Source organism: Arthrobacter sp. 01T414, from assembly GCF_056398965.1.
Genome location: NZ_JBFTQK010000005.1, coordinates 33,073 through 57,298 on the forward strand (window position 1 = coordinate 33,073; position 24,226 = coordinate 57,298).

The following is a 24,226-nucleotide window of genomic DNA, read 5'->3' on the forward strand; positions in this document are numbered from 1 at the left end:
AGCCCGTTGCGGCGCGTGCCAGCGCTGACGGTTGCTCCTTGGAAGGGAAACCAACATGGGACGGTTAGACGGCAAAGTTGCCCTGATCAGCGGCGGCTCCCGCGGCATTGGCGCTGCGATCGCGCGGCGCTTCCTTGACGAAGGGGCCACGGCCGTCGTCGGCGACGTGCTGGACGACGACGGCGCCGCCTTGGTGGCGGAACTCGGCGACCGCGTCCGCTACGTGCACCTCGACGTGACCAGCCCGAGCGGCTGGGACGCCGCGGTCAACGAAGCGGTGACCGCATACGGCGGCCTCAGCGTCCTGGTCAACAACGCGGGCATCGTGAACTTCGGCCGGATCGACGAGTATCCGCACGAGCAGTGGTCCCGGATCATCGATGTGAACCTCACCGGTGTCTTCAACGGCATCAAGGCCGCCGCCCCGGCTCTGGCCAAGGCGGGCGCCTCCTCCATCATTAACGTCTCCTCCATCGCGGGCTTGCGCGGCTACGAGAACCTTGCCGGCTACACCGCCTCCAAGTTCGGCGTCCGCGGGCTGACCAAGGCCGCCGCGCTCGACCTCGGGCGGGACGGGATCAGGGTCAACTCAGTACACCCGGGCGTCATCCAGACCCCGATGACCGAGGGCATGACCTTCGACACCGGCCACGTACCGCTGCACCGGATCGGCCAGCCCAGTGAGATTGCCCAACTCGCCGTCTATCTGGCCAGCGAGGAATCCTCCTTTGTCACGGGTGCCGAGTTCGTCGTCGACGGCGGCGAAACCGCGGGCACCGTCGTGCCGCCCGGCAGCTGACCCACAGGAAATGGAAAGGCTCATGCCCGCGCATTCCGGGTCGAAACTGGCCGTTATCGGTGCCGGCAGCGTCGGCACTTCACTTGCCTACGCCGCCCTGATCCGTGGTTCGGCCAGCCACGTCGCGCTCTTCGACGTCAACGCAGCGAAGGCCGAGGCCGAGGTCCTGGACCTGGCCCACGGCACCCAGTTCACGGCGGCGGCGGCAACCGTCCACGGCGGCGCGGACATCGGCGTCACCGAAGGCGCCGACGTCGTCGTCATCACCGCCGGGGCCAAGCAGGCACCCGGGCAGACCCGTCTGGACCTGGCCGGAACGAACGTCCGCATCCTTGAGCAGCTCATGCCGCAACTGCTCGAACACGCCCCCGAAGCGGTCTACGTGCTGGTCACCAACCCTTGTGATGTGCTGACCGTGTCCGCGCAAAAGATCACCGGGCTGCCTTCCTCCCGGATTTTCTCCTCGGGCACTGTCCTGGACACCTCGCGGCTGCGCTGGCTGCTGGCGCAGCGCGCGGGGGTTTCGGTGAGCAGCGTGCACGCCAGCATGGTCGGCGAACACGGCGACACCGAATTCCCGGTCTGGTCCGGCGCGACCATCGGGCCCGTACCGATCCGGGAATGGAAGGTCGACGGCGAGCGCATCTTCACGCCCGGGTACCTCAGCGAAACCGCCCGCGAAGTCACCCAGGCGGCGTACAAGGTGATCGCCGGCAAGGGCGCCACGAATTACGCGATCGGGCTCTCCGGCGCCAGGATCGTCGAGGCGCTGTTGCGCTCCGAAAACGCGGTACTCCCGGTCTCCACGGTGATGCACGGCCAATACGGGATCGTCGGCGTCGCCCTGTCGCTGCCCAGCATTGTGGGGAACGGCGGCGTGCACGCCGTGCTGGAGACGCCCATGGACGAGGGCGAACTCGCCTCGCTCCACCACTCTGCCGAAACCCTCCGGCAGAGCCTCGCCTCCCTCGGGATCTGACCCCTTAGGCGGGTTGCGGTGCCGACGGCACCACAGTCACCGAGCCCAGGTGCGGCAGCGCCGCCTTGGCGCCCTCCTCCAGGTCCGCGGCCACCGAGGAGAATTCAGCCAGCCGGGCGTCCGCGCTGACGGGGATGGTGATCTCTGCGTGCAGCCGGTGGCCGGACCAGCGCAGCCGCGAGGTGCCGCCCATGGGCGAGCGCTCCCGGACGACGCCGGCCAGCGCGTCGCTCAGGTGGGGGTCGACGCCGTCCATGAGCCGCCGCCCGACGTCGCGCACCGTGCCCCAGAGAAGCACCATGATCGCCACCGAGATCAGCAGACCCACGATGGGGTCCGCCAGCGGGAAGCCGAGCCAGACGCCCACGACACCGGCCACCACGGCGAGGGAAGTGAAGCCGTCGGTCCGGGCGTGCACGCCATCGGCGATCAGCGCCGCGGAACCGATCCGCCGTCCGACCCGGATCCGGTAGATCGCCACCAGCTCGTTCCCCGCGAAACCGACGAGCCCGGCCGCGAGGACCCAGCCGAGGTTCTGCACGGGCTGCGGCTCGAAGAAGCGGCGAATCGACTCGACGGCGGCCACGACCGCGGAGAGGGCGATCATGGCGACAATGAAGAGTCCGGCGAGGTCCTCGGCGCGGCCGAAGCCGTATGGGTAGGTTCGCGTCGCCTTTCGGCGGCCGAGCAGGAACGCGATCCACAACGGCACCGCTGTCAGCGCATCGGAGAAGTTGTGCACGGTGTCCGCCAGCAGCGCCACGGAGCCGCTGACCAGCACAATTGCCAACTGGAACAACGAGGTGGTCCCCAGGCCCAGCAGTGAAACCTTGACCGCACGGATGCCTTGCGCACTGGACTCGAGCGCCTCGTCGATTGAGTCCGCGGCGTCATGGGAGTGCGGGACGAACAGCTCGTGCAGCCAGCCCTTCAGGCCGGAGGCGTGAGTGTGCCCGTGTGGGTGGTCATGGCCATGGTCGTGGCTGTGGTCGTGTGGGTGGTCATGCGCGTGGTCATGGTCATGGTCGTGCTCATGCTCATACGTGTGGTCATGGCCCTCGTGGTCCCCGTGGCGCTGCTGGCCCACGGCGTTCCCCGGCCCGCTCATGCGCCGTGTCCCGGGGCAGTACCCAAGGCGTGCTCGGCCTGGTGGATCGCATCCATCACCAGTTGGCGGGCGTGATCATTCTGCAGCCGGTAGAAGACCTTGGTCCCCTCCTGCCGGGTGGCGACCATGCCGCCCAGCCGCATCTTGGCCAGGTGCTGCGAAACGGCCGAAGCCGGTTTCCCAACCTGCTCCGCGAGGGCGTTCACCGGCAGCTCGCCATCCCCCAGCGCGAGGATCAGCCGAACCCGTGTGGCGTCGGCCAACATGGAAAACACTTCAACGGCCAACTCCACATGGGGGCTGTCGAGATCAACCTGCATATCTGCATTCATACGCAGATATTGTCATATGCGCTGCGCCCGAACAACCGCGACCCGGACGGCAGCTAAGTGGCGGGAACGCAATCCGCGGGACCGTCGTTGAAAACCCGGTAGCGTGAGAGGCGCGACCTCAGCCTGGAAGGAGCAGCGACGTGGCCAAGACAGCTCGGCACAATCCGGCCGTTGTCCTTCTCCGCGTCGCCCTGCTGGCCGGCATCGCCGCCGTCATTGCCGGCCTTCTCGGAATGCATGTCTTCTCCGGCGTCCACGGAGCGTCCGCCTCGACCGGGCATCCAGCGGTTGAGTCCCAGACCACCGCGACGGCCGGCCATCCTGCCCCGGCGGCCCAGCACGAAACGCCGCCGCCGCCGTCGTGCGTCTGCGGCGGAGGCTGCGGCGAACAGCATGCCGCACACGCCTCCTGCACCCCGGCCGCCCCGACCGCTTCCCTGAGCGCTCCCCCGCCGGGGACAACACTGCTCACGGTCCTGCCGTGGAGCGGGGCGGAACCCGATCGGCTTCCCGCCTACTCCTACCGTCCCGCCACGCCGACGCCGAGCGAGCTCTCCATTAGCCGGACGTAAAAGGGGATCCGGGCCGCAGATTTGCGGCATCCAGCCCCCAACGGTGCGCGCGGCCCCAGCCGCCCGCCGTCCGACGCCGGCACTCGCCGGATTCCCAAAGGACAGATTTCGATGAACAAAGTACTGACAATTTTCGCCGCGGCCCTGGCCGCCGCCATCGCCCTGGCCGGCTGCTCCGCCAGTTCCGACTCCGGCAGCAACATGCCCGGAATGGACCACAGCAGCACGGAATCAAGCTCCGCGGCCGCAAGCACAGACCACAACGGCACGGACACCATGTTCGCGCAGGGAATGATCCCGCACCACGCCCAGGCCGTCCAGATGAGCGAGATGATCCTCAAGAAGCAGGGCATCGACCCGAAGGTGTCGGCCCTGGCCGGCCGAATCAGGGCCGCCCAGGGTCCGGAGATCGAACGCATGACCGGCTGGCTCCTGAACTGGGACGAATCCACCCAAATGCCGGGAGGCCATGCCATGTCCGGCATGGTGAGCGATGACGGCATTCGCCAGCTCGACGCCGCCACCGGTACCGATGCTGCGAAGCTGTTCCTCACCCAGATGGTCGCCCACCACGAGGGTGCCGTCGAGATGGCCAACGCGGAGGTCCGGAGCGGAAAGAACCCGGAGGCCATCAAACTGGCCAAGGACGTCGCCGCCTCCCAGACGGACGAAATCAAGGAAATGAAGGGGCTGCTGGCCGGTCTCTGAGCCCGGAGCAGCCCGGCCTTGGCTTGGGCGGCGGCGCGTAATGCCGTGCCGCCACCGCCCGGGTTCGCCTAAGCTCGAAGGAACAGTTTCACTGGCTCAGCGACGAACCACCCGGGAGACACTTCATGACCAACTGGCGGATCAGGGATTTCCATTCAGCCGACCTGGACGGGATCCTGCATCTCTGGGAATCCCTCAAGGCCACGAATGTCGAGCCGGTCTACGCGCTCTCCGAGGTTCTCGCCTCGTGCGAGAAGGACCACGCCGTCGTCGCGGTGCAGGGCGAGCAGGTGGTGGGCGCCGCCGTCGGTCGCGCCGCCCATGACCAGGGCTGGATCGTTTTTCTGGCCACCCTGCCCGAGTTCCGCGGCCGCGGAATCGGCACCTCGCTGCTGGCCGCGGTGGAGAACCGGATGGCCCCGCACGGACTGAACAAGCTCTCCGCGCTCATGCCGGAATCCGAAACCCGCGTGGAGGCATTCCTGAGCCGCGGCTTCGTGCTGAAGAAGAACCTGCGCTACTTCGAACGCAAGATCCCCGTGCAGCGCCAGGAACTCGAACCGCTCAGCCAGCTCGGCGGCCGGATCCTGGCCCGGGACCTCTGGGAAAACGTCGCCGGCATGCGCATGGAGAAGGAACTCTTGGAGCGCCGCCTCGTCCTGCCCCTGGCCGAAGCCGACCTGGCCGACGAGTACGGCGTGGTGCCTCCGCGGGCCGTGGTTCTGTTCGGCCCGCCCGGCACCGGCAAGACCACCTTCGCCAAGGCCATCGCGTCACGGCTGGAGTGGCCGTTTGTGGAGGTCTTCCCCTCCCGGCTCGCCGCCGACCCGCTGGGCCTGGCCGGCGCCCTGCGCGAGACTTTCCTCGAGATCGCCGAGCTGGAGCACGCCGTTGTCTTCATCGACGAGGTGGAGGAGATCGCCTCGCAACGCGCCGGGGATCCGCCGTCGCCGCTGCAGGGCGTCACCAACGAACTGCTCAAGATCATTCCGGCGTTCCGCGAACAGCCCGGCCGGCTGCTGGTCTGTGCCACCAACTTCATCCGCGCCCTGGATTCCGCCTTCCTGCGCCACGGCCGCTTCGACTACGTCATCCCGATCGGCCTGCCGGACCGCCTGGCCCGCGAGGCCATGTGGCAGCGTTTCATTCCCGCCACCGTGGTGGACGACGTGGATGTGGAGCTGCTGGTGGACCGCACCGAAGGGTTCTCCCCCGCGGACATTGAGTACGCTGCCCGGAGCGCCTCACAGCGCGCGTTGGAGAACGCCGTTTACGGAATGGACAGCGACGGCGGGGCGGGCACCGCGGGCGGCCCGTCCGGCGGCGCTTCCCCCGGCGCCTCCCTCCGGGAGGCGGTCCGGAAGGGTCCCGCGACCCAGGATTACCTCGCTGCGATCGCGGACACCCGGACCACCGTCAGCGCGGAGGTCCAGCAGGAGTTCCTTGAGGACATCGACCTGCTGGGCCGGGTCTAGCCCTGCGGGGTGCCGTCGTAGGAGAGGTTTTCGTAGTCGGTGTCGTCTTCCTCGTCGAGCCGGTCGTCGAGTTCCTCCAGTAGCCACGGGTTGATCCGGGCCAGGATCTTGCGGATCTCTTCGACCGGAACCGCGGCGTACAGCACCGGCCGGGCGTCGTCGTAGCGGGTGACCGGCGGCTTGTCCGGCCACTTCTCCGCCAGCGCCCTGACCCGTTCGGGCAGGGAGTTGTGCGCGTTGTCGGCAATCTTGACCAGGGTGGCGTCGTGGTCCTCGGCTATGTAGCGGATCCCGGCCTGGTAGTCGTCCGGGTTCTCGTGCAGGCGTTTCGTGACGCGCTCGATGATGTCGACGGCTCGCTCGGAAACGCCCATCTCCAGCAGCGCCTGGCGCGTCATCGGGGTGTCTTCGGCAATGTCGTGCAGGTATCCCGCGATCCGGATGTCGTCATCGAAGTCGGCCAACGCATCGCCGACGGCGATCACGTGCTCCCGGTAGGGGCGTTTGAGCTTGTCCTTCTGGCGGTTGTGCGCCACTTCGGCGAGGACCCTGGCCGTCTCGACGGTGAAATGCGGCCGGTCGGCGCGTGCTTCGGTGAACTCTGGTTCTGACATGATTCCAGCCTACGCGCCGGGGCCGCCCATCCCGGGCCACACCCACGGCTCCCTCGGGAGGGCAGCGGGATCAAACTCGTTCAGCGCCTGCACCAGCGGTCCCGCGGGCAAACCCAAGGACTCCAGCAGCGCGTCCCGCACCTCATCCGCGGTGACCCCCTCGGCCGCGAGGTCCGCGAGCGTCACCGCGCCGTCGCGCTTGGCCAGCCGGGCACCGGCGGCATTGAGCACCAGCGGCACATGGGCATATTCCGGGACGGGAATATTCAAAAGGGAGGCCAAGTAGGCCTGCCGCGGGGTGGACGGCAGCAGATCGTCGCCGCGCACCACCTGGTCGATTCCCTGCGCGGCGTCGTCCACCACCACGGCCAGGTTGTACGCGGTGACCCCGTCGTTGCGGCGGAGGACGAAGTCGTCAACTACGCCGGTAAAGCTGCCGTGCAGCACGTCCTGCACGCTCGCCTCGCTCACCCCCGCCCGGAGCCGGACCGCCGCAGGCCGAACGGCTCGCTTGCTGGCGCGCTCGGCCTCGGTCAGGTTCCGGCAGGTACCGGGGTACGCGCCCTGCGGGGCGTGCGGGGCCGACGGCGCCTCCTGGATTTCGCGGCGGGTGCAGAAGCATTCGTAGGTCAGCCCTTCCTCCGCAAGGTGCTCGATCGCGGCCGCGTAGAGGTGTTCCCGGTCGGTCTGGCGCACGACGCCGCCGTCCCAGTCCACGCCAACCGCCGCCAGGTCACGAAGCTGCTCCGCCTCGGCACCGGAGCGGGCACGATCCAGGTCCTCTACGCGCATCAGGAAGCGCCGGCCCGTTGCGCGCGCGAAGAGCCAGGCGAGGATGGCGGTGCGAAGGTTGCCCACGTGGAGCACGCCGGAGGGGCTGGGGGCAAAACGCCCGGCTGGTGTCATGGCACAAGCCTATGCCGGGCAACACAAGAGCCCCTCAGCCACCGATGACTTCGGACATCCGACGTCGGGGGCTCAGGGGCTCTTGCCGTTAAGGGTGTGCGGAAAGACGATGCGTGAACAAGAGTCAATCAGCGGCGGGCTCCTTGCGGGATGCCTTGTCCAGGGCCCGGTAGGTGTGCCGGGGAATCTGTAGCCATCGGCTGCCGGCGGTGGCCCGCATCCTTTGTTGCCACTATTTGAGCAGGAGCCATACAGTTGGCGCAACGGACTTGGAGTCTCTTGGTCAGAATGACCAGTAGGCGCCTCAATGATTAGCAGGAAGTGGTCAGATTGCAGCAACTCGACGCGACGGATCGCCGGATCCTTCTTGCCCTGGACGCGGATCCGCGGCTGCCCATCATGGTGTTGGCCCAAAAGCTGGGCCTGGCCCGCGGCACCGTCCAGTCCCGCCTGGAGCGGATGACGGCGTCGGGCGCGCTCCGGCCAAACAGCAGCCGGGTGCTGCCCTCCGCGCTGGGCCGCGGCGTTGCTGCGGCCGTGAGCGCCGAACTGGACCAGAGCCACCTGGATGAGGCGATCGCGGCGCTGCGGAAAATCCCGGAGGTGCTCGAGTGCCATGCACCCGCCGGCGACACCGACCTGCTGATCCGCGTGGTGGCCACCAGTCCCGACGATCTCTACCGTGTTTCCGAGGAAATCCGGCTGTGTCCGGGGATCGTGCGGACGTCCACGAGCATGTTCCTGCGCGAAGTCATTCCTTACCGGACCACCCCCCTGCTGGGCGGGTAAAGGGGGCACCGCCCGCACGGCGGGCCGCCCTCCCTGGCACGAGCTGGCCGCAGTTTTCCTGACGCTTTCGCTCAATTTTGGCGCGGGTTTCATCTACCCGCGCCCGGAATCATCACCCCGTTCACAAAATTGTCATCCGTCTCATGCGTCACGTCCGTTACACTTGCGCGAAAGCAAGTATTGGGGGGGATGTGGGAGTCAACTGTACGTTGAGCCCCGTGAGCGCCGAGGGCTGCGAGCTTCGCCGGCCCGTCGATGGCGCACGGCCCCCAGTTTTTTCACTTCGACGTTCTGCGAGCTTCCGTCGGTCCTCCGGATGTGACCGACACCAGCACGATCCGCCGCGGCCCGCACTTCTGTGCCGGGGCTTGCGCCGCCGCGCACCACAACATCTCTCATCCGGTCCGGGTTATATGAAGGAACTACATGCGTTCTGCTAAGCGATCTCTGGCGTCTATCACCGGCTTCCTGCTGCTCGCGGCAGGCATGGTCTCGCTTCCCAGCGCACCGGCTGCCGCCGTGGACACCGGCGGCACCGACAGTCCGCCGACCGTTTTCGTGGACGGCACCCCCCACTCCGAGCACGTCTTCGAGCCCGGGACGAATCCCGCCGAGAAAGCCGCCGCCGGGGGCCTCCAGACCGAGTCGACGTCGGCCGGCAAAATCCAGGTCACACTGGTCACCGCTACCCTCGCCGACAACAGGACCGCCGTAGACGCGGTCGCTGCGGAGAAGGCAGTCGCGGCATCCAGCGCGTACTGGAGCAACATGTCCAACGGCCGCATCACCATGACGGTGGCCAAACGGATCCTCGGCCACAAATCTGCGGGGACCTCCACGCAGTTCTACGGCGACCTCATCGACAAGATCACCTCGGAGCTGGGTTGGCACTACGCCAGCAATACGGCCCTTGTCATTTTTATTCCGGCCTCCTCGCTGTCCGGCGGCGCGCTCGGCGCAGGCTACAGCGGCTACGTCACCGGCGGGGTCAGCGGTCGCATCCTGATGCCCAAAATTGGCGCCTACACCACCAGCGTCATCTCCCACGAGTTCGGCCATGTCCTTGGCTCCATGCACGCGGACTCCCTGCAGTGCGGCAGCGGCGCCTCCGACGTCGGGACCACCTCTTCCGGGTCCTTCGCGGATTCTTCCTGCTACATCCGTGAATACGGGGACACGACCGACCTCATGGGCCTGTCCCGCAACGATGCCTCGCCGGTCATCAGCTCCTCGCTGTGGGATTTCCTGGGCATGGGAAGCGGGACCGGCACCGACATCCTGAACGTGGGCATCGCCAACGGCGTCAAGCGCTACACGCTCAAGCCGTGGGGCGGCAAGGATCCCAACCGGGCCTTGAAGTTCACCGATCCGATCAGCGGGGAGATCTACTACCTGGAACTGCGGCAGCCCGTCGGCTACGACAGTTACCTCGCGACAGCGTCCAACGTCAGTAACCGCGGCGTGAAGATCGTCCAGCGCGGCGGAGCCACGGCGGCATCATCACTGGTCCTGAAGCCGTATTCGAAGCCGGACGGCAACGTCTACGCGAATCTCGCCTGGCAGCAGGGGAGCACCTTCGTCACCCACGCAGGCACCCGGGTCCGGATCGATTCGGTCACCGCGGATGCCGCCACCGTCACCATCACGGCCGATCCGGACCGCTGGACCAAAATCCAGTTCTCGGTCGGCGATTTCAGTGGGGACGGCCGGCCCGACATGATTTCCCGGGAGTCCAACGGCGCGCTCCTGCTGAGCCAGGGCCAGGCCGGCAACCGCATCGGGTCCCCGGTCCAGATCGGTGCAGGCTGGGACGCCTTCAACTCGGTGATCGGCAATGGGGACTTCGACGGCGATACCTTCGCCGACATCATCGCCCGAAGCTCGGACGGCACGCTGTGGCTCTACCCGGGCAACGGCCGGAGCGGCTTCCTGCCCAGGAAGCAGATCGGGTCCGGCTGGAATATCTTCAAACGCATTGTTGCCGCCGGCGACTTCACCGGCGATGGCCACAACGACCTGTTCGGCATCCTGCCCAGCGGTGAGCTCTACCTCTATCCCGGCAACGGCTCCGGCGGGTTCCTGCCGCGCAGCCAGGCCGGTTCGGGATGGCAGATCTTCAACGGAGTTGCCGCGGCAACCGGGATGGTCGCCGGCGCCCCGGGACTCGTCGCCCGGAGCAGCGACGGAACCCTGTACCTCTACCCGGGCAACGGGGCCGGAGGCTTCCGGCCGAGGCTTGCCGTGGCCTCCGGCATGGACACCACCGCAGACCTCGTGGGCGGCCAGGACTTCACGGAGGACGGCAGCACCGACGTGCTCGCCGCCCGAGCCACCGGCGCGATGGCGCTGAACGCAGGAGACGGCACCGGCAAGTTCGCCGGACGCCTGGACATCGGCGCAGGCTGGAACAAGTTCAGTGACATCTGGGAAGCCGGCGACTTCGACGGCGACGCCCGGCCGGACGTACTGGCCCGGGACGCCGCCGGCGCCTTGATGTTGTACTCCGGAAACGGTTCGGGCAGCTTCAAGGGCTCCAAGCAGATCGGCTCCGGCTGGCAGATCTTCGACCGGGTCATTTCCGCGGCCAACTTCGACGGGCAGGGCGGCCCGGACCTCGTCGCCCGCTCGACCGACGGCAAGCTCTGGATGTACCCCACCAACGGCGCGGGCGGCTTCAGTCCGCGCAGGCAGATCGGGAGCGGCTGGAACATCTTCTCGAAGATCCTCTCCCCCGGCGACTTCAACGGTGACGGCCGGTCGGACATCCTCGCCCAGGGCTATGACGGAAAGCTGTGGCTCTACCCGGGCAACGGCGGCGGCGGTTTCTTGCCCAGGCGGCAGATCGGTGCCGGTTGGGGCGGCTTCAACCAGGTCCTGGCGGCGAACGACTTCACCGGTGACGGCAAGGCCGACCTGATGGCGCGCGCCAGCGACGGAAAGCTGTGGCTCTACCCCGGCGACGGCAGCGGCGGCTTCCAGCCCAGGCGGCTGATTGGCAACGGTTGGAACATCTTCCGCACCTTCGCCAGCGTTGGCAGGTTCGGAGGCATCGCCAAGCCGAACATCATTGCCACCGACACCCGCGGGACCATGTGGCTCTACACCGGCAACGGCGCGGGCGGATTCCAGTCAACCGTCCTGAACCCGCGCTAAGCCGGCCTCAGGCCCTTCGAACGGATCAGACCGGCGGGCCGGTATTCGCTTTCAGGTTCTTCATGACCAGCGTGGAGGTCAGCCGCTCGACGCCGGGCAGCGAGGTCAGTTCGGCGTCGTAGAAGCGCTGGTACGAGGGCAGGTCTGCGGTGATGACCTTGAGCAGATAGTCGGGCTCGCCGAACAAACGCTGGGCTTCGACGATGTTCGGGTTCTCCGCGACGCGGTTCTCGAAGATCTCCATGGTGGCGCGGTCCACCTGCCGAAGCGTGACGAACACAATCGCCTCGAAGCCCAGCCCGACGGCGGCCGGATCGATGTCGGCGCGGTAACCGCGGATGACGCCGGACGACTCCAACTCGCGCAGCCTGCGGTGGCACGGCGCGACGGTCAGCCCTACCTTCGCAGCCAGTGCCGTGGCGGTCATTCGACCGTCCTCACGGAGGTGGCGCAAGATACTTCTGTCGATATGGTCTATCACGCAATTATCTTATTGCCGCCGCGGATTATTCGGCGAAATCAGTAAGCACTTGTTGGCTCCAAATCCCTAGGCTTACTCCTGCAGCCAACCCAGGAGACCGCCGTGAACCCCCAACTCTTCCTCGCTTTCGTCGGCGTCGCCGTGGCCCTTGCCTGCACGCCGGGGGTCGACTGGGCCTACTCGATCTCCGCCGGGCTCAAGGAGCGCAGCTTCGTGCCCGCCGTCGCCGGCCTGTGCGGTGGCTACGTCGTGCACACCGCACTCCTGGCCGCCGGTCTGGCCGCCGTAATTACGGGCCTCCCCGGCCTCCTCGGCTGGCTCACGGTGGCCGGCGCGGCCTACCTGCTGTGGCTGGGCGTCAGCACGGTACGCTCCTGGCGGGACGCCAGCTTCGGCCGCCAAACCGCCGCCACCGGGCCCGCCCAAAAAACTCAGTTCAGGGCGTTCCTGCAGGGCATGGGCATCAGCGGCATCAACCCGAAGGGCCTGCTGTTCTTCGTCGCCTTGATCCCGCAGTTCGTCAGGCCCGACGCCGCCCTGTCCGTACCGGCGCAGTCAGGCCTGTTGGGCCTCACCTTTGTCCTGCTGGTGGCCGTCATCTACAGCGGCGTGGCCCTGCTGGCCCGGAAGCTGCTGCATTCCCGGCCCGGCGCGGCCCGGCGGGTGACGCTGGCCAGCGGAGTCATCATGGTGGCCCTAGGCCTGGTGCTGCTGGCCGAACAGCTCGTCCCTCTGGCCACGGCAACTGCCTGGCAGTAGGGGCCCGGCATCCGCCGGGACGGGATCATTCCCCGTTCAGCTGCTTCCACTCCTGTTCCCACAGCCTGCGTTCTTCGACGTCCTTGCGGATGACTTCGAAGGTTTCGAGCTCGGCCGGCCGGCCGCGCAGCCAGTCGCGTGGATTCAGTGACCTGCGCCCGTTATCCAGCACCAGCAAGGCGCGGTCCGTCAAGGCATCGTTACGGAGCGCCAGGTGGGTCTTGCGCCGCCGGAGCACCTCCTTCAACGCCGCCTGGGAGGCCGTAGCGGCACCCAGGCGGCGCAGTGAGCGGGCGCGGATCAGCAGCAGCGCGGCCGAGAGGTCGTCGGCGTTCAGCAGCCCCTCCGTCCACACCGTAACTTCCTTGTCCCGGCCCGTCGCGAACGCCACCGAGCACCGGGCCAACGCCGCGGGCAGCGAGGGCGGAAGCGACGCCGCGGTGTGCAGCGCCGCCTCAAGGTGGCCGGTTTCCCGCAGGGAGTGCGACAGCGCCAGGAACACCGCCTCCTCACTGAAGAGCACCGGAACCTCGATGCGCTCAGCTACCCCGACCCTGGTGACCACCCGGGTCAGGTAGCCGGACGCGAACTGGTTGGCGTCGTCGTCGTTCCTGGTGGTGAGTCCGCGCTGGAGGAGTTCCGCGGCACGCAGGTAGCCGCCCTGCTTGTGGGCCAGGAGCCCGGCGAGCACATAGCAAAGCCCGGCCCAGCCGGGGTAGGTGCGGCCCAAGGCGATCAGCCGGTTGGGGTCGGTATTGTGGAAGGTCGCCTCGTGGACCGCCTTCGCCGCTTTCCCGGGCATCCGCCTAAGCCTGGGGGCAGGGCCATCCACGCTGAGCAGCGCACCGCTCCGGCCGCCGAGGGCGGTCTGCAGCATGCCGCCGACGCCGTCTGCCAGGTCCCGTACCGGCGTGCGGACCTGGGGGTTGCCGAACGGCGTGAGGTCGCGGGTGTCGCGATAGATGGGTCCTGGGGACTGTGCGGCGCTCATTCTTCCATGCTAATAGCGCCCCCTGGCGCGCAGGGAAGGGCTAGCTGGCCGCGGCCACCCAGACGCCAATGACCCAGGTGCTCACGGCAAGGCAGGCCAGGCCGAACTCCACCAGCATGCCCACTCCGGTGGCTTTCAGGGCCGCCCAACTGGTGGTCACGGCGGCACGCCAGGCGCGGGTTCGGTGGAGTTCGCTCAGCAGCAGGCCGGCCGCGAAGCCGACAAAGAGCCCCACCACCGGGATCAGGAACATGCCTGCGACGCCGAAAACCAGTCCGGCCACCACGGAACGGCCCGGCACGCTGTGCTGCTTGAGCTTGCGGCCGGTCAGCAAGGCACTGGCCGCCATGCCGGCCAGCACCAAGGCCAGGCCCACACCGAAGACCACCCAGCCGGTGGTTCCGGCGCCACCCCAGAGCGCCCAAGCCAGCAGGCTCAGGCCAATCAGGATGCTGCCGGGGAGCACCGGGATGACGATCCCCGCCACGCCCACCAGAATGGCCAGGCCGCAGAGCACAGTCACGAGGATTTCGGGGTTCATGCCCCCAGTCTATGGCTGGCTACTGCGCGGCCCGGCCCCTGCGCCGGTGCGCTACTCCGCCTCCACCGCCGCGGCGACGGCGGCGGAAACGGCCGGGGCGACGCGCGGGTCCAGCGGGCTCGGCACGATGTAGTCGGCAGAGAGATCGTTCTCGGCCAGGTCGGCGATGGCGCGGGCCGCGGCGAGCTTCATCGCGGGGGTGATCCGGCGGGCACCGGCGTCGAGGGCACCGCGGAAGATGCCGGGGAACGCCAGCACGTTGTTGATCTGGTTCGGGAAGTCGCTGCGTCCGGTGGCGACGACGGCGGCGTACCGGGCCGCGACCTCCGGCAGCACTTCCGGGTCCGGATTGGAGAGAGCGAAGACGATGGCGCTGTGGTTCATCAGCTTTAGGTGCTCTTCGTCCAGCCGGGAGGAGGAGACGCCGATGAACACGTCCGCGCCCAGCAGGGCTTCTGCGGGGCCGCCGGCGACGCCGCGGGGATTGCTGCGGGCGGCAAGCTGGGCCTTTTTGCTGGCCGGGTCCGCGGCGATGTCCGTACGGTCGCGGTTGATCACGCCGCGGGAGTCGAGCAGCACGACGTCGTCGATTCCGGCGCTGAGCAGGATCTCAGCGACGGCGATCCCGGCCGCACCGGCGCCCGAAACCACCACCCGGAGTCCCTCGAGTTCACGGGCCGTCACCTTCGCGGCGCCGGTCAGCGCGGCGAGGACGACGACGGCGGTGCCGTGCTGGTCATCGTGCATGACGGGGCAGTCGAGGGCCTCGATCAGCTTTTCCTCAAGCTCGAAGCAGCGGGGCGCCGATACGTCCTCAAGGTTGACCGCGCCAAAGCTGGGACGCAGCCGGACGAGGGTCTCGACAATCTCGTCAACGTCGGTGGTGTTGAGGACCAGCGGGATGGAGTCAAGGTCGCCGAAGGCCTTGAAAAGCGCGGACTTGCCTTCCATGACGGGCAGTGAGGCACTGGCACCGATGTCGCCAAGGCCCAGCACCGCAGTGCCGTCGCTGACCACCACTACGAGGCGCTGGGCCCAGGTGAGCGTCTTGGCCAGTTCCGGGTCGGCGGCGATGGCGCGGCTGACCTGGGCGACGCCGGGCGTGTAGGCGATGGACAGGTCGCGCTTGCTGGCGAGCGGTACGGTGCTGGAGATCGAGAGCTTGCCGCCCTGGTGGGAGGCGAAGATCTCCTGGTCGGTAAGCGCGGCTACCGGCGCTTCTGCCGCCACGGCCGGGGAAGTGGATTGGGCGGGAATGGTCGTTTCAATGGACACGTCGTTGTCTCCTGGGGCTCACCGTGGGCATACGGCACTTGGCTGCTCGGGCACAAGGGGTGCCCAAGATGGTCGGGGGAACTTCCTGGGCGGCCCCGGGGTGGCGGACCTGCGGTGAAGCTCCCGGAAGTGCTGGCGCTTGCGCCGCTCCGGTTCTGCAATCGTAAACAACGGCGATCCCCGGCGGAGATTCCGCCGGACATAATCCGGTAACTGGTCTAGACCGCCCGGCCCCTTGGGCTACTTGGCCTCCCGGCCCCTGGCCAGCAGCGAGCAGGCCTTTTTCAGGTCCTCCTCCGCTTCGAAAAGCGACAGCCGGCGGCACCGCACGGACTGCACCAGGCCGGTGACGGTGAGCAGCAGGACCCGTGAGACGGCAGGGTCGCCGCTGACCGCGGTCACAGCCTTCTCCGCCGTCGCGTCGATGTCCCTGAGCAGGCGGGTGGTGTCCGTGTCCTTCGCGTAGACCGTGAGGTTCAGGCATTGCTCCACGGCGGGCTGCATCAGGCGCATGTGGAAGATTTCCATCACCGCGCCCACCAGGGCGTGCGCCGGCGCCCGGGCCCCGTCCGGCCATTCGCCGAGATGGAGTTCGCCGAGCTGCTTGCGGTACAGGGCCAGCATCAATTGCGTGGAGGACGGGAAATAGCGGTACAGGGTTCCTAGCGGGACATCCGCCCCGGCTGCCACCTCGGAGAGGACCACGGAGTCGAGTCCCTTGCGGGCAAAACCCGCGGCGACGTCCAGAATGCGCGCATAGCGCAGGCGCTGCCGGGGCAGGGTGGGCGGCGGGGCCATTGGTGGAAGATCCGAAGGGAATTCAGGCATCAGCAGCGTTCCGGGGTCGTTTTTCTCGGCAGCCGGGAGGGTTAGTCCACAGCACTGCCGCGGGAATCCCGTCCACTATACGGCACGGTATGGGGCTCCCTGCCAGTCAAACGAGCTCCCCTGCCGGCTAGTCCACACCCTTGATCTTGACCACGAAAACGGCGCCCAGCAGCCCGATCACGGCCGCCGCAATGTATAGCGAGACGTACCCGCCCCAGAGCGCCACGAACGGGTAGGCGATCAGCGGAGCCAGCACCTGCGGCAGCGAATTGGCGATGTTGATGACCCCCAGGTCCTTGCCCCGGTTCAGAGCCGTGGGCAGCACCTCGGTGATCAGGGCGAAGTCGACGGCGAGGTATGCGCCGAAGCCGATGCCCAGCACCGAGGCGCCGATCAGCGCCCCGGGCCAGGTCGGGGCGAAGGCAAGGATCAACGCGGCCGCCGCGATGACGGCCGAGGACAGGATGACGAGCGGCTTGCGCCGGCCCATCCGGTCACTGAGCCGGCCGCCGATCACACTCGTGATGATGACCATGACCGCGTACAGGCCGGTCAGGACCAGGACGCCGACCTCCGCCTCGATGCCCTGCGTCTGCGGCAGGTGGACGGCGTCGGTGAGGAAGAACAGCAGGTAGAGCGTCACCACGTGGTTGCCGATGTTCACCAGCAGGCGGGTGAGCCAGGCCCAGGCGAAATCCGGGTACCTGGCCGGGGAAATCCAGAAGCTCTTGGCAAATTCGGCCGGTACGAGCCGCGGCCTGGCTTCCCGCGGCAGCGCGACGTCGTCGTTCTTGAAGAAGTACAGACCGACGCCGGCCAGCAGGGCCACCGCGCAGAAGGCGTAGCCAAGCGCGAAGTTGCCGGAGACGACGGCGGCGATCACGGCCCCGATCAATATGCCCATGGTCTGGCCCATCGCGGCGAGGCCTCCCACGGTACCGCGCTGAGCCACCGGCACCCGGTCCGGAACGGCGGCGGTGATGGCCGCGTAGGCTCCGTTGCAGCCTGCCTGGACGAGGCACCAGAGAATCGTCATAACGGCGACATTCGGGGCGCCCGCGAGGGCAGTCAGCGCGGCGGCGCCAAGGATGGCACCGAAGAGGACCCACGGCACCCGGCGGCCCCGGCGGGCGACCGTCCGGTCACTCAGGGCGCCGAACAGGGGATTGGCCACGAGGGACACAGCCGCTCCCGCGCCGGTCACCAGTGCCAGGATCGCTTCCTTCTCGCCTTCGTCGAAGGCCGCCGCCTGCTGGCCGAGGAGCACCTGGAGCGGACCGAAGAACGCCGCGTTGATGCCCACGTTGACCAGGACCACGCCTGCGGTCCAGACCGGGCGGACGCGTTGCTGCGGTTCGGCGAGCGCCGGCGCGGCGATATTGGACAGGCTCATATGGTTCCCCCCGGAACTGATGCTGGAGCTGAAGATCAGTGTTGGCCCAGACTATCGTGGGCATCACCTTATTCACCCGGCCGAGGAGAACCAGTGACCCACTCCCGCACAGAACCCGCCAACCCCGTCAATACCGCCGACCTTTTCGACGAGCGCGGCGCGGACCTGGATTCCATCTCGCTGCAGTTCCAGTCCCTCGGCGGCCACACCCATTTCAACGGCCCGGTCCGGACAATCCGCTGCTTCGAAGACAACGCCCTGGTCAAGGCCACGCTGGCGACGCCGGGCAACGGCGCCGTCCTGGTGGTCGACGGCGGCGGCTCGCTGCGCACCGCACTGATGGGGGACATGATCGCGGCGGGCGCCGTCGAGAACGGCTGGGCCGGCGTCGTGATCAACGGTGCCATCCGCGACCGGGTGGCGGTCTCCGGGCTGCCGCTCGGGGTGAAGGCACTCGGCAGCAACCCGCGAAAGAGCGCCAAGGACGGTGCCGGGGAGGCCGACGTGGAACTGGAGATCGACGGCGTCGCCATCCGCCCGGGCCAGCTGATCTGGTGCGACCCGGACGGGATCCTGCTCGAACGCTGAGCACGGAGACCAGTTACCGGACCGGTTACCGGGCCTGTAACCGGTCCGGGGTGCGGGCGGGAACAAAGCAGGCCGTAAGATAGTTACTGAAAGCAACCTTCCTGCTTGACCCCATAAACTTCCCCCCTTGGAGCAGTTATGTCCAAAACCACCTCCGCACGCCTGCCCGGAGAGGTCCTGACCCACCGTCAGACCATCACCGTCATGGTGGGCCTCATGCTCGGCATGTTCCTGTCCTCCCTCGACCAGACCATCGTGTCCACGTCGATCTACACCATCGCAAACGACCTGGACGGCCTCTCGCTGCAGGCCTGGGCGACGACGGCGTACCTGATCACCTCCACGGTGAGCACGCCGCTCTACGGCAAGCTCAGCGACATCTTCGGCCGGCGCCCGCTCTACCTCGCGGCGATCCTGATCTTCCTGGCCGGCTCGCTCTACGCCGGCTCGGTCCACTCGATGACCGAACTCGCGATCGCCCGCGGCATCCAGGGCATGGGCGCCGGCGGCCTGCTGGCCCTCGCGCTGACCATCATCGGGGACATCGTGGCGCTGAAGGACCGGGCCAAGTTCCAGGGCTACTTCATGTCCGTCTTCGGCATCTCCTCCGTGCTGGGCCCCGTAATCGGCGGCGCGTTCGCCGGTTCCGCCAACATCCTGGGCTTCGACGGCTGGCGCTGGGTCTTCTTCATCAACATCCCGATCGGCCTGGCCGCCCTCGCCGTCGTGTTCCTCTACCTGCACCTGCCGGCCAAGCACCTCAAGCAGAAGATCGACTACTGGGGTGCCGCCGCCATCACCCTGGCAATCGTCCCGCTGCTGCTCGTCGCCGAACAGGGCCGCACCTGGGGCTGGACCTCCACCGGCGCCTTCCTCTGCTACGCGCTCGGCGTCGTTGGCATCATCGCCTTCCTGCTCGCCGAAAAGCGCGCCGGTGACTACGCGCTGATCCCCCTCCGGCTGTTCCAGAACATGACGTTCGGACTCTCCTCGCTGCTGAACTTCATCATCGGCGTGGGCATGTTCGGTGCCATCGCGATGCTGCCGATGTACCTGCAGCTGGTCAAGGGCCTCACCCCCACCGAGGCGGGCCTCATGATGATCACCTTCACGGTGGGCATCCTGACCGGATCCATCACCGCCGGCCGGACCATCTCCGCGTCCGGCACCTACCGGATCTTCCCGATCCTTGGCACCGCCGTGCTGACCGCGGCCGCCGTCGTCATGGGACTCTCACTGGGTGTGGACACCCCGCTCTGGGTTCCCGGTGCGATTGCCGTGTTCTTCGGCCTCGGCCTGGGCTTCTGCATGCAGCCGCTCACCCTCGCCATGCAGGTCTCGGTTCCGGCCAAGGACATGGGCGTGGGCACCTCCTCGGCCGCCTTCTTCCGCTCGATGGGCGGCGCGGTGGGGACCGCGGTGTTCATCTCGATGCTGTTCAGCCTCGCGGCGGACAAGATCGGCAGCGGGATGAAGGCCGCGGTGCAGAACGCGGATTACCTCAAGGTGCTCAAGGACCCGGCCGTTGCCGCCGACCCCGCGAACGCCAAGCTGTACGAGTTCTTCAAGAACGGCGCCAGCAACGACTCGCTGAACGACACCAGCTGGCTGCACACCGCGAACGCCAGCCTGACCCGGCCGATCACGGAGGGATTCGCCCAGTCGATCGACGCCGTGATGCTGACCGCCGCCGTCCTGACCGGCATTGCCTTCCTGATCAGCTTCGCGCTGCCGAACAAGAAGCTCACCGATCCGAAGGCCGCCGCCAAGGAGTCGGTCGCCGCGCACTAGCCGCTCTTGACCCGCGAAACGGCAGGCAGCCTTATGGCTGCCTGCCGTTGGCGGTTAACTGTATGTTTCATCTCACTTTCGAAGTCCTGTGACATGCGCCGCGGCGGTGCCGGTGTAAGACTTGGTAGTTGCGGCGTGAGCCGCGGACCACGAATTGCCGAGGGAGCCACATGACCACCACCCAAGACCAGACCGTCGCCAAGATCCCCAAGCGGGTCATTTGGCTGGCCGTGGCGGGCGCCGTCGGCGGCTTCCTCTTCGGCTTCGATTCCTCGGTCGTCAACGGCGCCGTCGACGCCATCAAGGACGAATTCGCGCTCAGCGAGGCCGTCACCGGGTTCGCCGTCGCGGTCGCCCTGCTGGGCTGCGCTGCCGGCGCCTACCTGGCCGGCAAGGTCGCTGACCGCTACGGCCGCATCCCCGCCATGAAGCTCGGGGCCCTGCTGTTCCTGGTCAGCGCCTTCGGCACCGGCTTCGCCTTCGGCGTCTGGGACCTGATCTTCTGGCGCCTCATCGGCGGCCTGGGCATCGGCCTCGCCTCGGTGATCGCCCCCGCCTACATCTCCGAGATTTCGCCGCGCCACGTCCGCGGCCGCCTGGCGTCGCTGCAGCAGCTCGCCATCACCACCGGTATCTTCGCCGCGCTGCTCTCCGACGCCCTGTTCGCCAACTTCGCCGGCGGCGCCGACCAGGCCCTGTGGTTCGGCGTCGAGGCCTGGCGCTGGATGTTCGTCGCCGCGGCCGTCCCCGCCGTCGTCTACGGCTGGATCGCCTTCACGCTTCCCGAATCGCCGCGGTTCCTGGTGTTCAAGGGCAAGGATGAGGAAGCCCTCAAGGTCTTCGAGTCCATCGCCCCGAATGAGGACACGGACCGCCACCTGCGCGACATCAAGAAGGCCATCGAGGAGGACAAGCTCGCGGGCCAGAAGGGGTCGCTGCGCGGCAAGGCGCTGGGCCTGCAGCCGGTGGTGTGGATCGGCATCATCCTGTCCGTGCTGCAGCAGTTCGTCGGCATCAACGTGATCTTCTACTACTCCACGACGCTCTGGAAGGCGGTGGGCTTTCAGGAGAAGGACTCGCTCACCATCTCCGTGGCGACCGCCATCACCAACATCCTGGTGACCCTCGTGGCCATCGCGCTGGTGGACCGGATCGGTCGCCGCCCCATCATGCTGGCGGGTTCCATCGGCATGGCCGCCTCGCTGGCGACCATGGCCTTCGCGTTCGGTTCCGCCACCGGCTCCGGCGACGCGATCACGCTCCCGGGCGCCTGGGGCCCGGCCGCCCTGGTGGCCGCCAACGTCTTCGTCATCAGCTTCGGTGCCTCCTGGGGCCCGCTGGTCTGGGTGCTGCTGGGTGAGATCTTCCCGTCCCGCATCCGCGCCCGCGCCCTGGGCCTGGCCGCGGCTGCCCAGTGGATCGCCAACTTCGCCATCACCCTGAGCTTCCCCGTGATGGCGGCCGCCTCGCTGCCGCTGACGTATGCCATGTACGCCTTGTTCGCGGCGGCGTCGTTCTTCTTCGTGATGTTCAAGGTGCCGGAGACCAACGGCATGGCGCTTGAGCACGCGGAGACGCTGTTCGTGCCGAAGGGCTCCGCCAAGAAGTAGCCCCGGCAGCGCAAGAACCAACAACTGAGGCCCATGTTCCGCGGAACATGGGCCTCAGTTTTTTGTGCTGCGGGACGCCTAGACCAGGTGCGGCTCGTGCGAGCTCAGGTAGCGGCGTCCGACCAGGACCACCACGATCGCCAGCGCCATGGCCACGGCCGCGGCGAAGAACGGAACCTGGGGCCCGAAGTGCTCGCCCAGCTGGGCGGCGGCAAACGGTGCCAGCGCCCCGCCCATCCAGCGCACGAAGTTGTAGCCGGCGGAGGCCACCGGGCGGGGCGAATCGGAAACACCCATGGCCAGCTCGGTGTAGATCGTGTTGTTGATCCCCAGCAGCGCGCCGGAAACCACCACCAGGACGACGACGGCGGGCACCGAGTGCCCCGCGGCCAAACCGAGGCCGGCCAGGTCCAGGAGCAGCAGCGCCAGGGTGCCGCTGAGTACCCGGACGGCGCCGAAACGCCGCTGCAGCGCGGGGGCAACGAACACCGAGAAGACGGCCACGGCGACACCCCAGCCGAAGAAGACGCCCCCGATTCCGTAGGCATCCATCCCCAGGATGAAGGGCGTGAAGGCGAGGATGGTGAAGAAGCCGTAGTTGTAGAACAGCCCGCTGGCCGCCGTCGTCCGCAGGCCCTTGTGCCCCAGGGCCAGCAGCGGGTCCCGGAGCCGGACCTTCCGCTCGGGCAGCGGGGTCTTGGGCAGCAGGGCAATAAGTGCAATGAAGGCCGAGGCCATCAGCGCCGCGGTGCCGAAGAACGGGGCACGCCACTGCCAGCCGCCGAGCAGGGCGCCCAGCAGGGGCCCGAGCGAGATGCCCAGTCCCAGGGCCGCCTCGTAGAGGATGATCGCGGTTCCGGCGCCGCCGCTGGCGACGCCGACAATCACGGCCAGGGCGGTGGCGACGAAGAGCGCGTTGCCCAGGCCCCAGCCGGCGCGGAAGCCGACCAACTCGCTCACGCTGCCGGACAGGCCGGACAGGGACGCGAAGACCACGATGATGGCGAGACCGGCCAGCAGCGTGCGCTTGCCGCCGATCCGGGAGGAGACGAAGCCGGTGATCAGCATGGCGATGGCGGTGACCATGAAGTAGCTGGTGAAGAGCAGCGACACCTGGCTGGGGGTGGCCTCGAGGTTCTTGGCGATGGCGGGCAGGATGGGGTCCACCAGCCCGATCCCCATGAAGGCGAAGACCGCCGCGAGGGCCGTGGCCCAGACCGCCTTGGGCTGCTTGAGTAGCGAGGCCTTTTCGGCCTCAAGGGTTGATGTTGCTTCCGGCGCGTGCGCCGTGAGCTGGCCGTCCATGGAGGGCGCTCCTAAGGTTGTGGTTCGTTCTGTCGTTTTCCCGGCAGGCCGCAGGCCCGGCTGTCAGGGCTGGAGGGTCTCGTTGATCTTGCCGATCACCGGGATGGCGGCCGCGAGGGCCTGCCGTTCCGTGTCCGTGAGTGAACCGAGGATCCCTGCCATGACCGCGTTGCGGCGGGCGTTGGCGGATTCGACGGCGGCGTGCCCCTCGGCGGTGAGCTTGACGCGGACGGCCCGGGAGTCTGCCGGATCCGCCTCGCGCCGGACCAGCCCGGCACGTTCGAGCTTGATGATCTGCTCGGTGGCGCTCGGAACCTTCACCCCGAGGTTGCGCGCAATGTCACCTACCCGCACGCCGCTGGTCTCGGGACTGTCCGCGCGGCCGGTCCCCGCCCTGTCCAGCAGCATCTTCAGCGTGCTGAGCTGGGCGGCCGTGAGCTCGCCGTCCGCGTCCAGGCGCCGCACCAGGTAGATACTGTGGCGCAGGGCCTCGCGGAAATCTCCGGCGAGGGTCAGCAGGCCGGCGTCCGCCGTCGGTTCTTCACTCATAGTTAGGTAGCCTAACAGTTAGGGTACCTAAGAGTCAATGGTGGCGGTGTGGGCTTCAGAGGAGGAGCTTCATGCCCTCGTGGCTGGCCGCGAAACCCAGCCGTTCATAGAAACGATGGGCCGCCGTCCGTGATTTGTCCGTGGTGAGCTGCACCAGGGAGCACCCCCGCCGGCGCGACTCTTCTAGCGCCCACTGCACCATCGCGGCCCCGACCCCCTGGCCCCGCAGCTCGCCGGCGACCCGTACGGCCTCGAGCTGCGCCCGCCACGATCCACGCCGGGAGAGGCCCGGGAGGAAGCTGAGCTGGAAGGTCGCCACCACGCGGGCGCCCGCGCCGTCCGCCGGAGTCAGGTCCCCTACCAGCAGCAGGTGGGCGGGGTCGGCGTCGATCGCGGCAAAGGCCGCCTCATAGGGCGCCAGCTCCGCGGTGTCCTCGCGCGAGGACCCCAATTGGTCGTCGGCGAGCAGTCGCAGAATGGCCGGCAGGTCCGCCCGGGCTGCGCGGCGCAGCCGGAACGTCCCGGCGTCGACGCCGAATGTTAGCAGTGCGGTCGGACCGGCCGAATTTGAAGTCACCTGCCCAGCTTGCCATGACGCCGCGGCGACCCCTCGATATCGCACCACGATTTCCAAAGCTGTACTTTGGGAAGGCTGATTTGTAACCGCCGTCACCTTCGGC

The 24,226-nt window shown here is 67.9% G+C and carries 24 protein-coding genes; 11 read left to right on the top strand and 13 right to left on the bottom strand.

The features are described 5' to 3' along the window. Positions 1 to 55: 55 nt before the first annotated feature. The gene (locus tag AC1DK9_RS12490; RefSeq protein WP_476916124.1) at positions 56 to 799 is read left to right on the top strand and encodes a glucose 1-dehydrogenase; all 744 of its coding nucleotides are present in this window, start codon (positions 56 to 58) and stop codon (positions 797 to 799) included. A 22-nt stretch (positions 800 to 821) separates the two neighbouring features. Continuing rightward, positions 822 to 1,778 (top strand): L-lactate dehydrogenase, encoded by a 957-nt coding sequence (locus AC1DK9_RS12495; RefSeq protein WP_476916125.1) that lies wholly within the window; start codon positions 822 to 824, stop codon positions 1,776 to 1,778. Positions 1,779 to 1,782: 4 nt separating this feature from the next. On the opposite strand, the gene AC1DK9_RS12500 is transcribed toward AC1DK9_RS12495, so the two are convergent. Together AC1DK9_RS12500 and AC1DK9_RS12505 are read right to left on the bottom strand one after the other, a co-directional pair. Next, positions 1,783 to 2,886, bottom strand: coding sequence for a cation diffusion facilitator family transporter (locus AC1DK9_RS12500; RefSeq protein ID WP_476916126.1), 1,104 nt, complete (start codon positions 2,884 to 2,886; stop codon positions 1,783 to 1,785). After that, entirely contained in the window at positions 2,883 to 3,218 is a 336-nt protein-coding gene (locus AC1DK9_RS12505; protein WP_476916127.1) for an ArsR/SmtB family transcription factor, read from the bottom strand. The genes AC1DK9_RS12500 and AC1DK9_RS12505 overlap by 4 nt, the downstream gene beginning before the upstream one ends. 140 nt (positions 3,219 to 3,358) lie before the next feature. Here AC1DK9_RS12505 and AC1DK9_RS12510 point away from each other — a divergent pair, with 140 nt between their 5' ends. The 3 genes from AC1DK9_RS12510 (at position 3,359) to AC1DK9_RS12520 (ending at position 5,973) form a co-directional block, all read left to right on the top strand. Further along, the gene (locus AC1DK9_RS12510) at positions 3,359 to 3,790 is read left to right on the top strand and encodes a DUF6153 family protein (protein WP_476916128.1); all 432 of its coding nucleotides are present in this window, start codon (positions 3,359 to 3,361) and stop codon (positions 3,788 to 3,790) included. Between the two features lie 111 nt (positions 3,791 to 3,901). Then, positions 3,902 to 4,498: a DUF305 domain-containing protein gene (locus AC1DK9_RS12515; RefSeq protein WP_476916129.1), complete on the top strand. Its 597-nt coding sequence runs from the start codon at positions 3,902 to 3,904 to the stop codon at positions 4,496 to 4,498. Between the two features lie 125 nt (positions 4,499 to 4,623). Then, on the top strand, positions 4,624 to 5,973 hold the full coding sequence (locus AC1DK9_RS12520; protein WP_476861539.1) for an ATP-binding protein: 1,350 nt from the start codon (positions 4,624 to 4,626) through the stop codon (positions 5,971 to 5,973). Here AC1DK9_RS12520 and AC1DK9_RS12525 read toward each other — a convergent pair. Next, positions 5,970 to 6,587 (bottom strand): HD domain-containing protein, encoded by a 618-nt coding sequence (locus tag AC1DK9_RS12525; protein WP_476861538.1) that lies wholly within the window; start codon positions 6,585 to 6,587, stop codon positions 5,970 to 5,972. The two genes, AC1DK9_RS12520 and AC1DK9_RS12525, sit on opposite strands and share 4 nt — an antisense overlap. Before the next feature lie 9 nt (positions 6,588 to 6,596). Further along, a complete protein-coding gene (gluQRS, locus tag AC1DK9_RS12530; protein WP_476916130.1) occupies positions 6,597 to 7,493 on the bottom strand; it encodes a tRNA glutamyl-Q(34) synthetase GluQRS in 897 nt (298 codons plus the stop codon). 330 nt (positions 7,494 to 7,823) lie between these two features. Between gluQRS and AC1DK9_RS12535 the strand changes: the two genes are divergently transcribed. Together AC1DK9_RS12535 and AC1DK9_RS12540 are read left to right on the top strand one after the other, a co-directional pair. Then, positions 7,824 to 8,282 carry an Lrp/AsnC family transcriptional regulator gene (locus AC1DK9_RS12535; protein ID WP_476861536.1) on the top strand — a complete coding sequence of 153 codons (459 nt, stop codon included), beginning with the start codon at positions 7,824 to 7,826 and terminating at the stop codon, positions 8,280 to 8,282. A gap of 426 nt (positions 8,283 to 8,708) precedes the next feature. Then, entirely contained in the window at positions 8,709 to 11,435 is a 2,727-nt protein-coding gene (locus AC1DK9_RS12540) for an FG-GAP-like repeat-containing protein (RefSeq protein ID WP_476916131.1), read from the top strand. A gap of 25 nt (positions 11,436 to 11,460) precedes the next feature. Here AC1DK9_RS12540 and AC1DK9_RS12545 read toward each other — a convergent pair whose 3' ends face one another. Next, positions 11,461 to 11,916, bottom strand: coding sequence for an Lrp/AsnC family transcriptional regulator (locus AC1DK9_RS12545; RefSeq protein ID WP_476861534.1), 456 nt, complete (start codon positions 11,914 to 11,916; stop codon positions 11,461 to 11,463). Between the two features lie 102 nt (positions 11,917 to 12,018). Here AC1DK9_RS12545 and AC1DK9_RS12550 point away from each other — a divergent pair, with 102 nt between their 5' ends. Further along, complete coding sequence (locus tag AC1DK9_RS12550; protein ID WP_476916132.1) at positions 12,019 to 12,675, top strand: LysE family translocator; 657 nt, start codon at positions 12,019 to 12,021, stop codon at positions 12,673 to 12,675. 25 nt (positions 12,676 to 12,700) lie between these two features. On the opposite strand, the gene AC1DK9_RS12555 is transcribed toward AC1DK9_RS12550, so the two are convergent. The 5 genes from AC1DK9_RS12555 to AC1DK9_RS12575 form a co-directional block, all read right to left on the bottom strand. Next, positions 12,701 to 13,666, bottom strand: coding sequence for a hypothetical protein (locus AC1DK9_RS12555; RefSeq protein WP_476916133.1), 966 nt, complete (start codon positions 13,664 to 13,666; stop codon positions 12,701 to 12,703). A 40-nt stretch (positions 13,667 to 13,706) separates the two neighbouring features. Next, complete coding sequence (locus AC1DK9_RS12560; protein ID WP_476861531.1) at positions 13,707 to 14,207, bottom strand: DUF456 domain-containing protein; 501 nt, start codon at positions 14,205 to 14,207, stop codon at positions 13,707 to 13,709. A gap of 51 nt (positions 14,208 to 14,258) precedes the next feature. Beyond that, on the bottom strand, positions 14,259 to 15,437 hold the full coding sequence (locus tag AC1DK9_RS12565; RefSeq protein ID WP_476916239.1) for an NAD(P)-dependent malic enzyme: 1,179 nt from the start codon (positions 15,435 to 15,437) through the stop codon (positions 14,259 to 14,261). A 285-nt stretch (positions 15,438 to 15,722) separates the two neighbouring features. Continuing rightward, complete coding sequence (locus AC1DK9_RS12570; RefSeq protein ID WP_476861530.1) at positions 15,723 to 16,310, bottom strand: TetR/AcrR family transcriptional regulator; 588 nt, start codon at positions 16,308 to 16,310, stop codon at positions 15,723 to 15,725. 127 nt (positions 16,311 to 16,437) lie between these two features. Continuing rightward, on the bottom strand, positions 16,438 to 17,703 hold the full coding sequence (locus tag AC1DK9_RS12575) for an MFS transporter (protein ID WP_476916134.1): 1,266 nt from the start codon (positions 17,701 to 17,703) through the stop codon (positions 16,438 to 16,440). A 93-nt stretch (positions 17,704 to 17,796) separates the two neighbouring features. Between AC1DK9_RS12575 and rraA the strand changes: the two genes are divergently transcribed. From rraA to AC1DK9_RS12590, 3 genes are all read left to right on the top strand, one after another. Continuing rightward, complete coding sequence (gene rraA, locus AC1DK9_RS12580; RefSeq protein ID WP_476916135.1) at positions 17,797 to 18,291, top strand: ribonuclease E activity regulator RraA; 495 nt, start codon at positions 17,797 to 17,799, stop codon at positions 18,289 to 18,291. Positions 18,292 to 18,429: 138 nt separating this feature from the next. Beyond that, positions 18,430 to 20,082, top strand: a complete 1,653-nt coding sequence (locus AC1DK9_RS12585; RefSeq protein WP_476916136.1) for an MDR family MFS transporter — start codon at positions 18,430 to 18,432, stop codon at positions 20,080 to 20,082. A 170-nt stretch (positions 20,083 to 20,252) separates the two neighbouring features. After that, positions 20,253 to 21,692, top strand: a complete 1,440-nt coding sequence (locus tag AC1DK9_RS12590) for a sugar porter family MFS transporter (RefSeq protein ID WP_476861526.1) — start codon at positions 20,253 to 20,255, stop codon at positions 21,690 to 21,692. Between the two features lie 78 nt (positions 21,693 to 21,770). On the opposite strand, the gene AC1DK9_RS12595 is transcribed toward AC1DK9_RS12590, so the two are convergent. The 3 genes from AC1DK9_RS12595 to AC1DK9_RS12605 all read right to left on the bottom strand — a co-directional run bounded on the left by AC1DK9_RS12595 (position 21,771) and on the right by AC1DK9_RS12605 (position 24,123). Then, a complete protein-coding gene (locus AC1DK9_RS12595; RefSeq protein WP_476916137.1) occupies positions 21,771 to 22,997 on the bottom strand; it encodes an MFS transporter in 1,227 nt (408 codons plus the stop codon). 63 nt (positions 22,998 to 23,060) lie between these two features. Then, a complete protein-coding gene (locus tag AC1DK9_RS12600) occupies positions 23,061 to 23,546 on the bottom strand; it encodes a MarR family winged helix-turn-helix transcriptional regulator (protein WP_476916138.1) in 486 nt (161 codons plus the stop codon). Between the two features lie 55 nt (positions 23,547 to 23,601). Further along, positions 23,602 to 24,123, bottom strand: a complete 522-nt coding sequence (locus AC1DK9_RS12605) for an N-acetyltransferase family protein (protein ID WP_476861523.1) — start codon at positions 24,121 to 24,123, stop codon at positions 23,602 to 23,604. Positions 24,124 to 24,226 lie beyond the last annotated feature (103 nt).

Excerpts from the sequence above, each read along its gene's own strand:
- AC1DK9_RS12490 (WP_476916124.1), top strand. The coding sequence starts at position 56 with ATGGGACGGTTAGACGGCAAAGTTGCCCTGATCAGCGGCGGCTCCCGC.
- AC1DK9_RS12495 (WP_476916125.1), top strand. The coding sequence starts at position 822 with ATGCCCGCGCATTCCGGGTCGAAACTGGCCGTTATCGGTGCCGGCAGC.
- AC1DK9_RS12500 (WP_476916126.1), bottom strand. The coding sequence starts at position 2,886 with ATGAGCGGGCCGGGGAACGCCGTGGGCCAGCAGCGCCACGGGGACCAC.
- AC1DK9_RS12505 (WP_476916127.1), bottom strand. The coding sequence starts at position 3,218 with ATGAATGCAGATATGCAGGTTGATCTCGACAGCCCCCATGTGGAGTTG.
- AC1DK9_RS12515 (WP_476916129.1), top strand. The coding sequence starts at position 3,902 with ATGAACAAAGTACTGACAATTTTCGCCGCGGCCCTGGCCGCCGCCATC.
- AC1DK9_RS12520 (WP_476861539.1), top strand. The coding sequence starts at position 4,624 with ATGACCAACTGGCGGATCAGGGATTTCCATTCAGCCGACCTGGACGGG.
- AC1DK9_RS12525 (WP_476861538.1), bottom strand. The coding sequence starts at position 6,587 with ATGTCAGAACCAGAGTTCACCGAAGCACGCGCCGACCGGCCGCATTTC.
- gluQRS (WP_476916130.1), bottom strand. The coding sequence starts at position 7,493 with ATGACACCAGCCGGGCGTTTTGCCCCCAGCCCCTCCGGCGTGCTCCAC.
- AC1DK9_RS12540 (WP_476916131.1), top strand. The coding sequence starts at position 8,709 with ATGCGTTCTGCTAAGCGATCTCTGGCGTCTATCACCGGCTTCCTGCTG.
- AC1DK9_RS12555 (WP_476916133.1), bottom strand. The coding sequence starts at position 13,666 with ATGAGCGCCGCACAGTCCCCAGGACCCATCTATCGCGACACCCGCGAC.
- AC1DK9_RS12560 (WP_476861531.1), bottom strand. The coding sequence starts at position 14,207 with ATGAACCCCGAAATCCTCGTGACTGTGCTCTGCGGCCTGGCCATTCTG.
- AC1DK9_RS12570 (WP_476861530.1), bottom strand. The coding sequence starts at position 16,310 with ATGCCTGAATTCCCTTCGGATCTTCCACCAATGGCCCCGCCGCCCACC.
- AC1DK9_RS12575 (WP_476916134.1), bottom strand. The coding sequence starts at position 17,703 with ATGAGCCTGTCCAATATCGCCGCGCCGGCGCTCGCCGAACCGCAGCAA.
- AC1DK9_RS12585 (WP_476916136.1), top strand. The coding sequence starts at position 18,430 with ATGTCCAAAACCACCTCCGCACGCCTGCCCGGAGAGGTCCTGACCCAC.
- AC1DK9_RS12590 (WP_476861526.1), top strand. The coding sequence starts at position 20,253 with ATGACCACCACCCAAGACCAGACCGTCGCCAAGATCCCCAAGCGGGTC.
- AC1DK9_RS12595 (WP_476916137.1), bottom strand. The coding sequence starts at position 22,997 with ATGGACGGCCAGCTCACGGCGCACGCGCCGGAAGCAACATCAACCCTT.
- AC1DK9_RS12600 (WP_476916138.1), bottom strand. The coding sequence starts at position 23,546 with ATGAGTGAAGAACCGACGGCGGACGCCGGCCTGCTGACCCTCGCCGGA.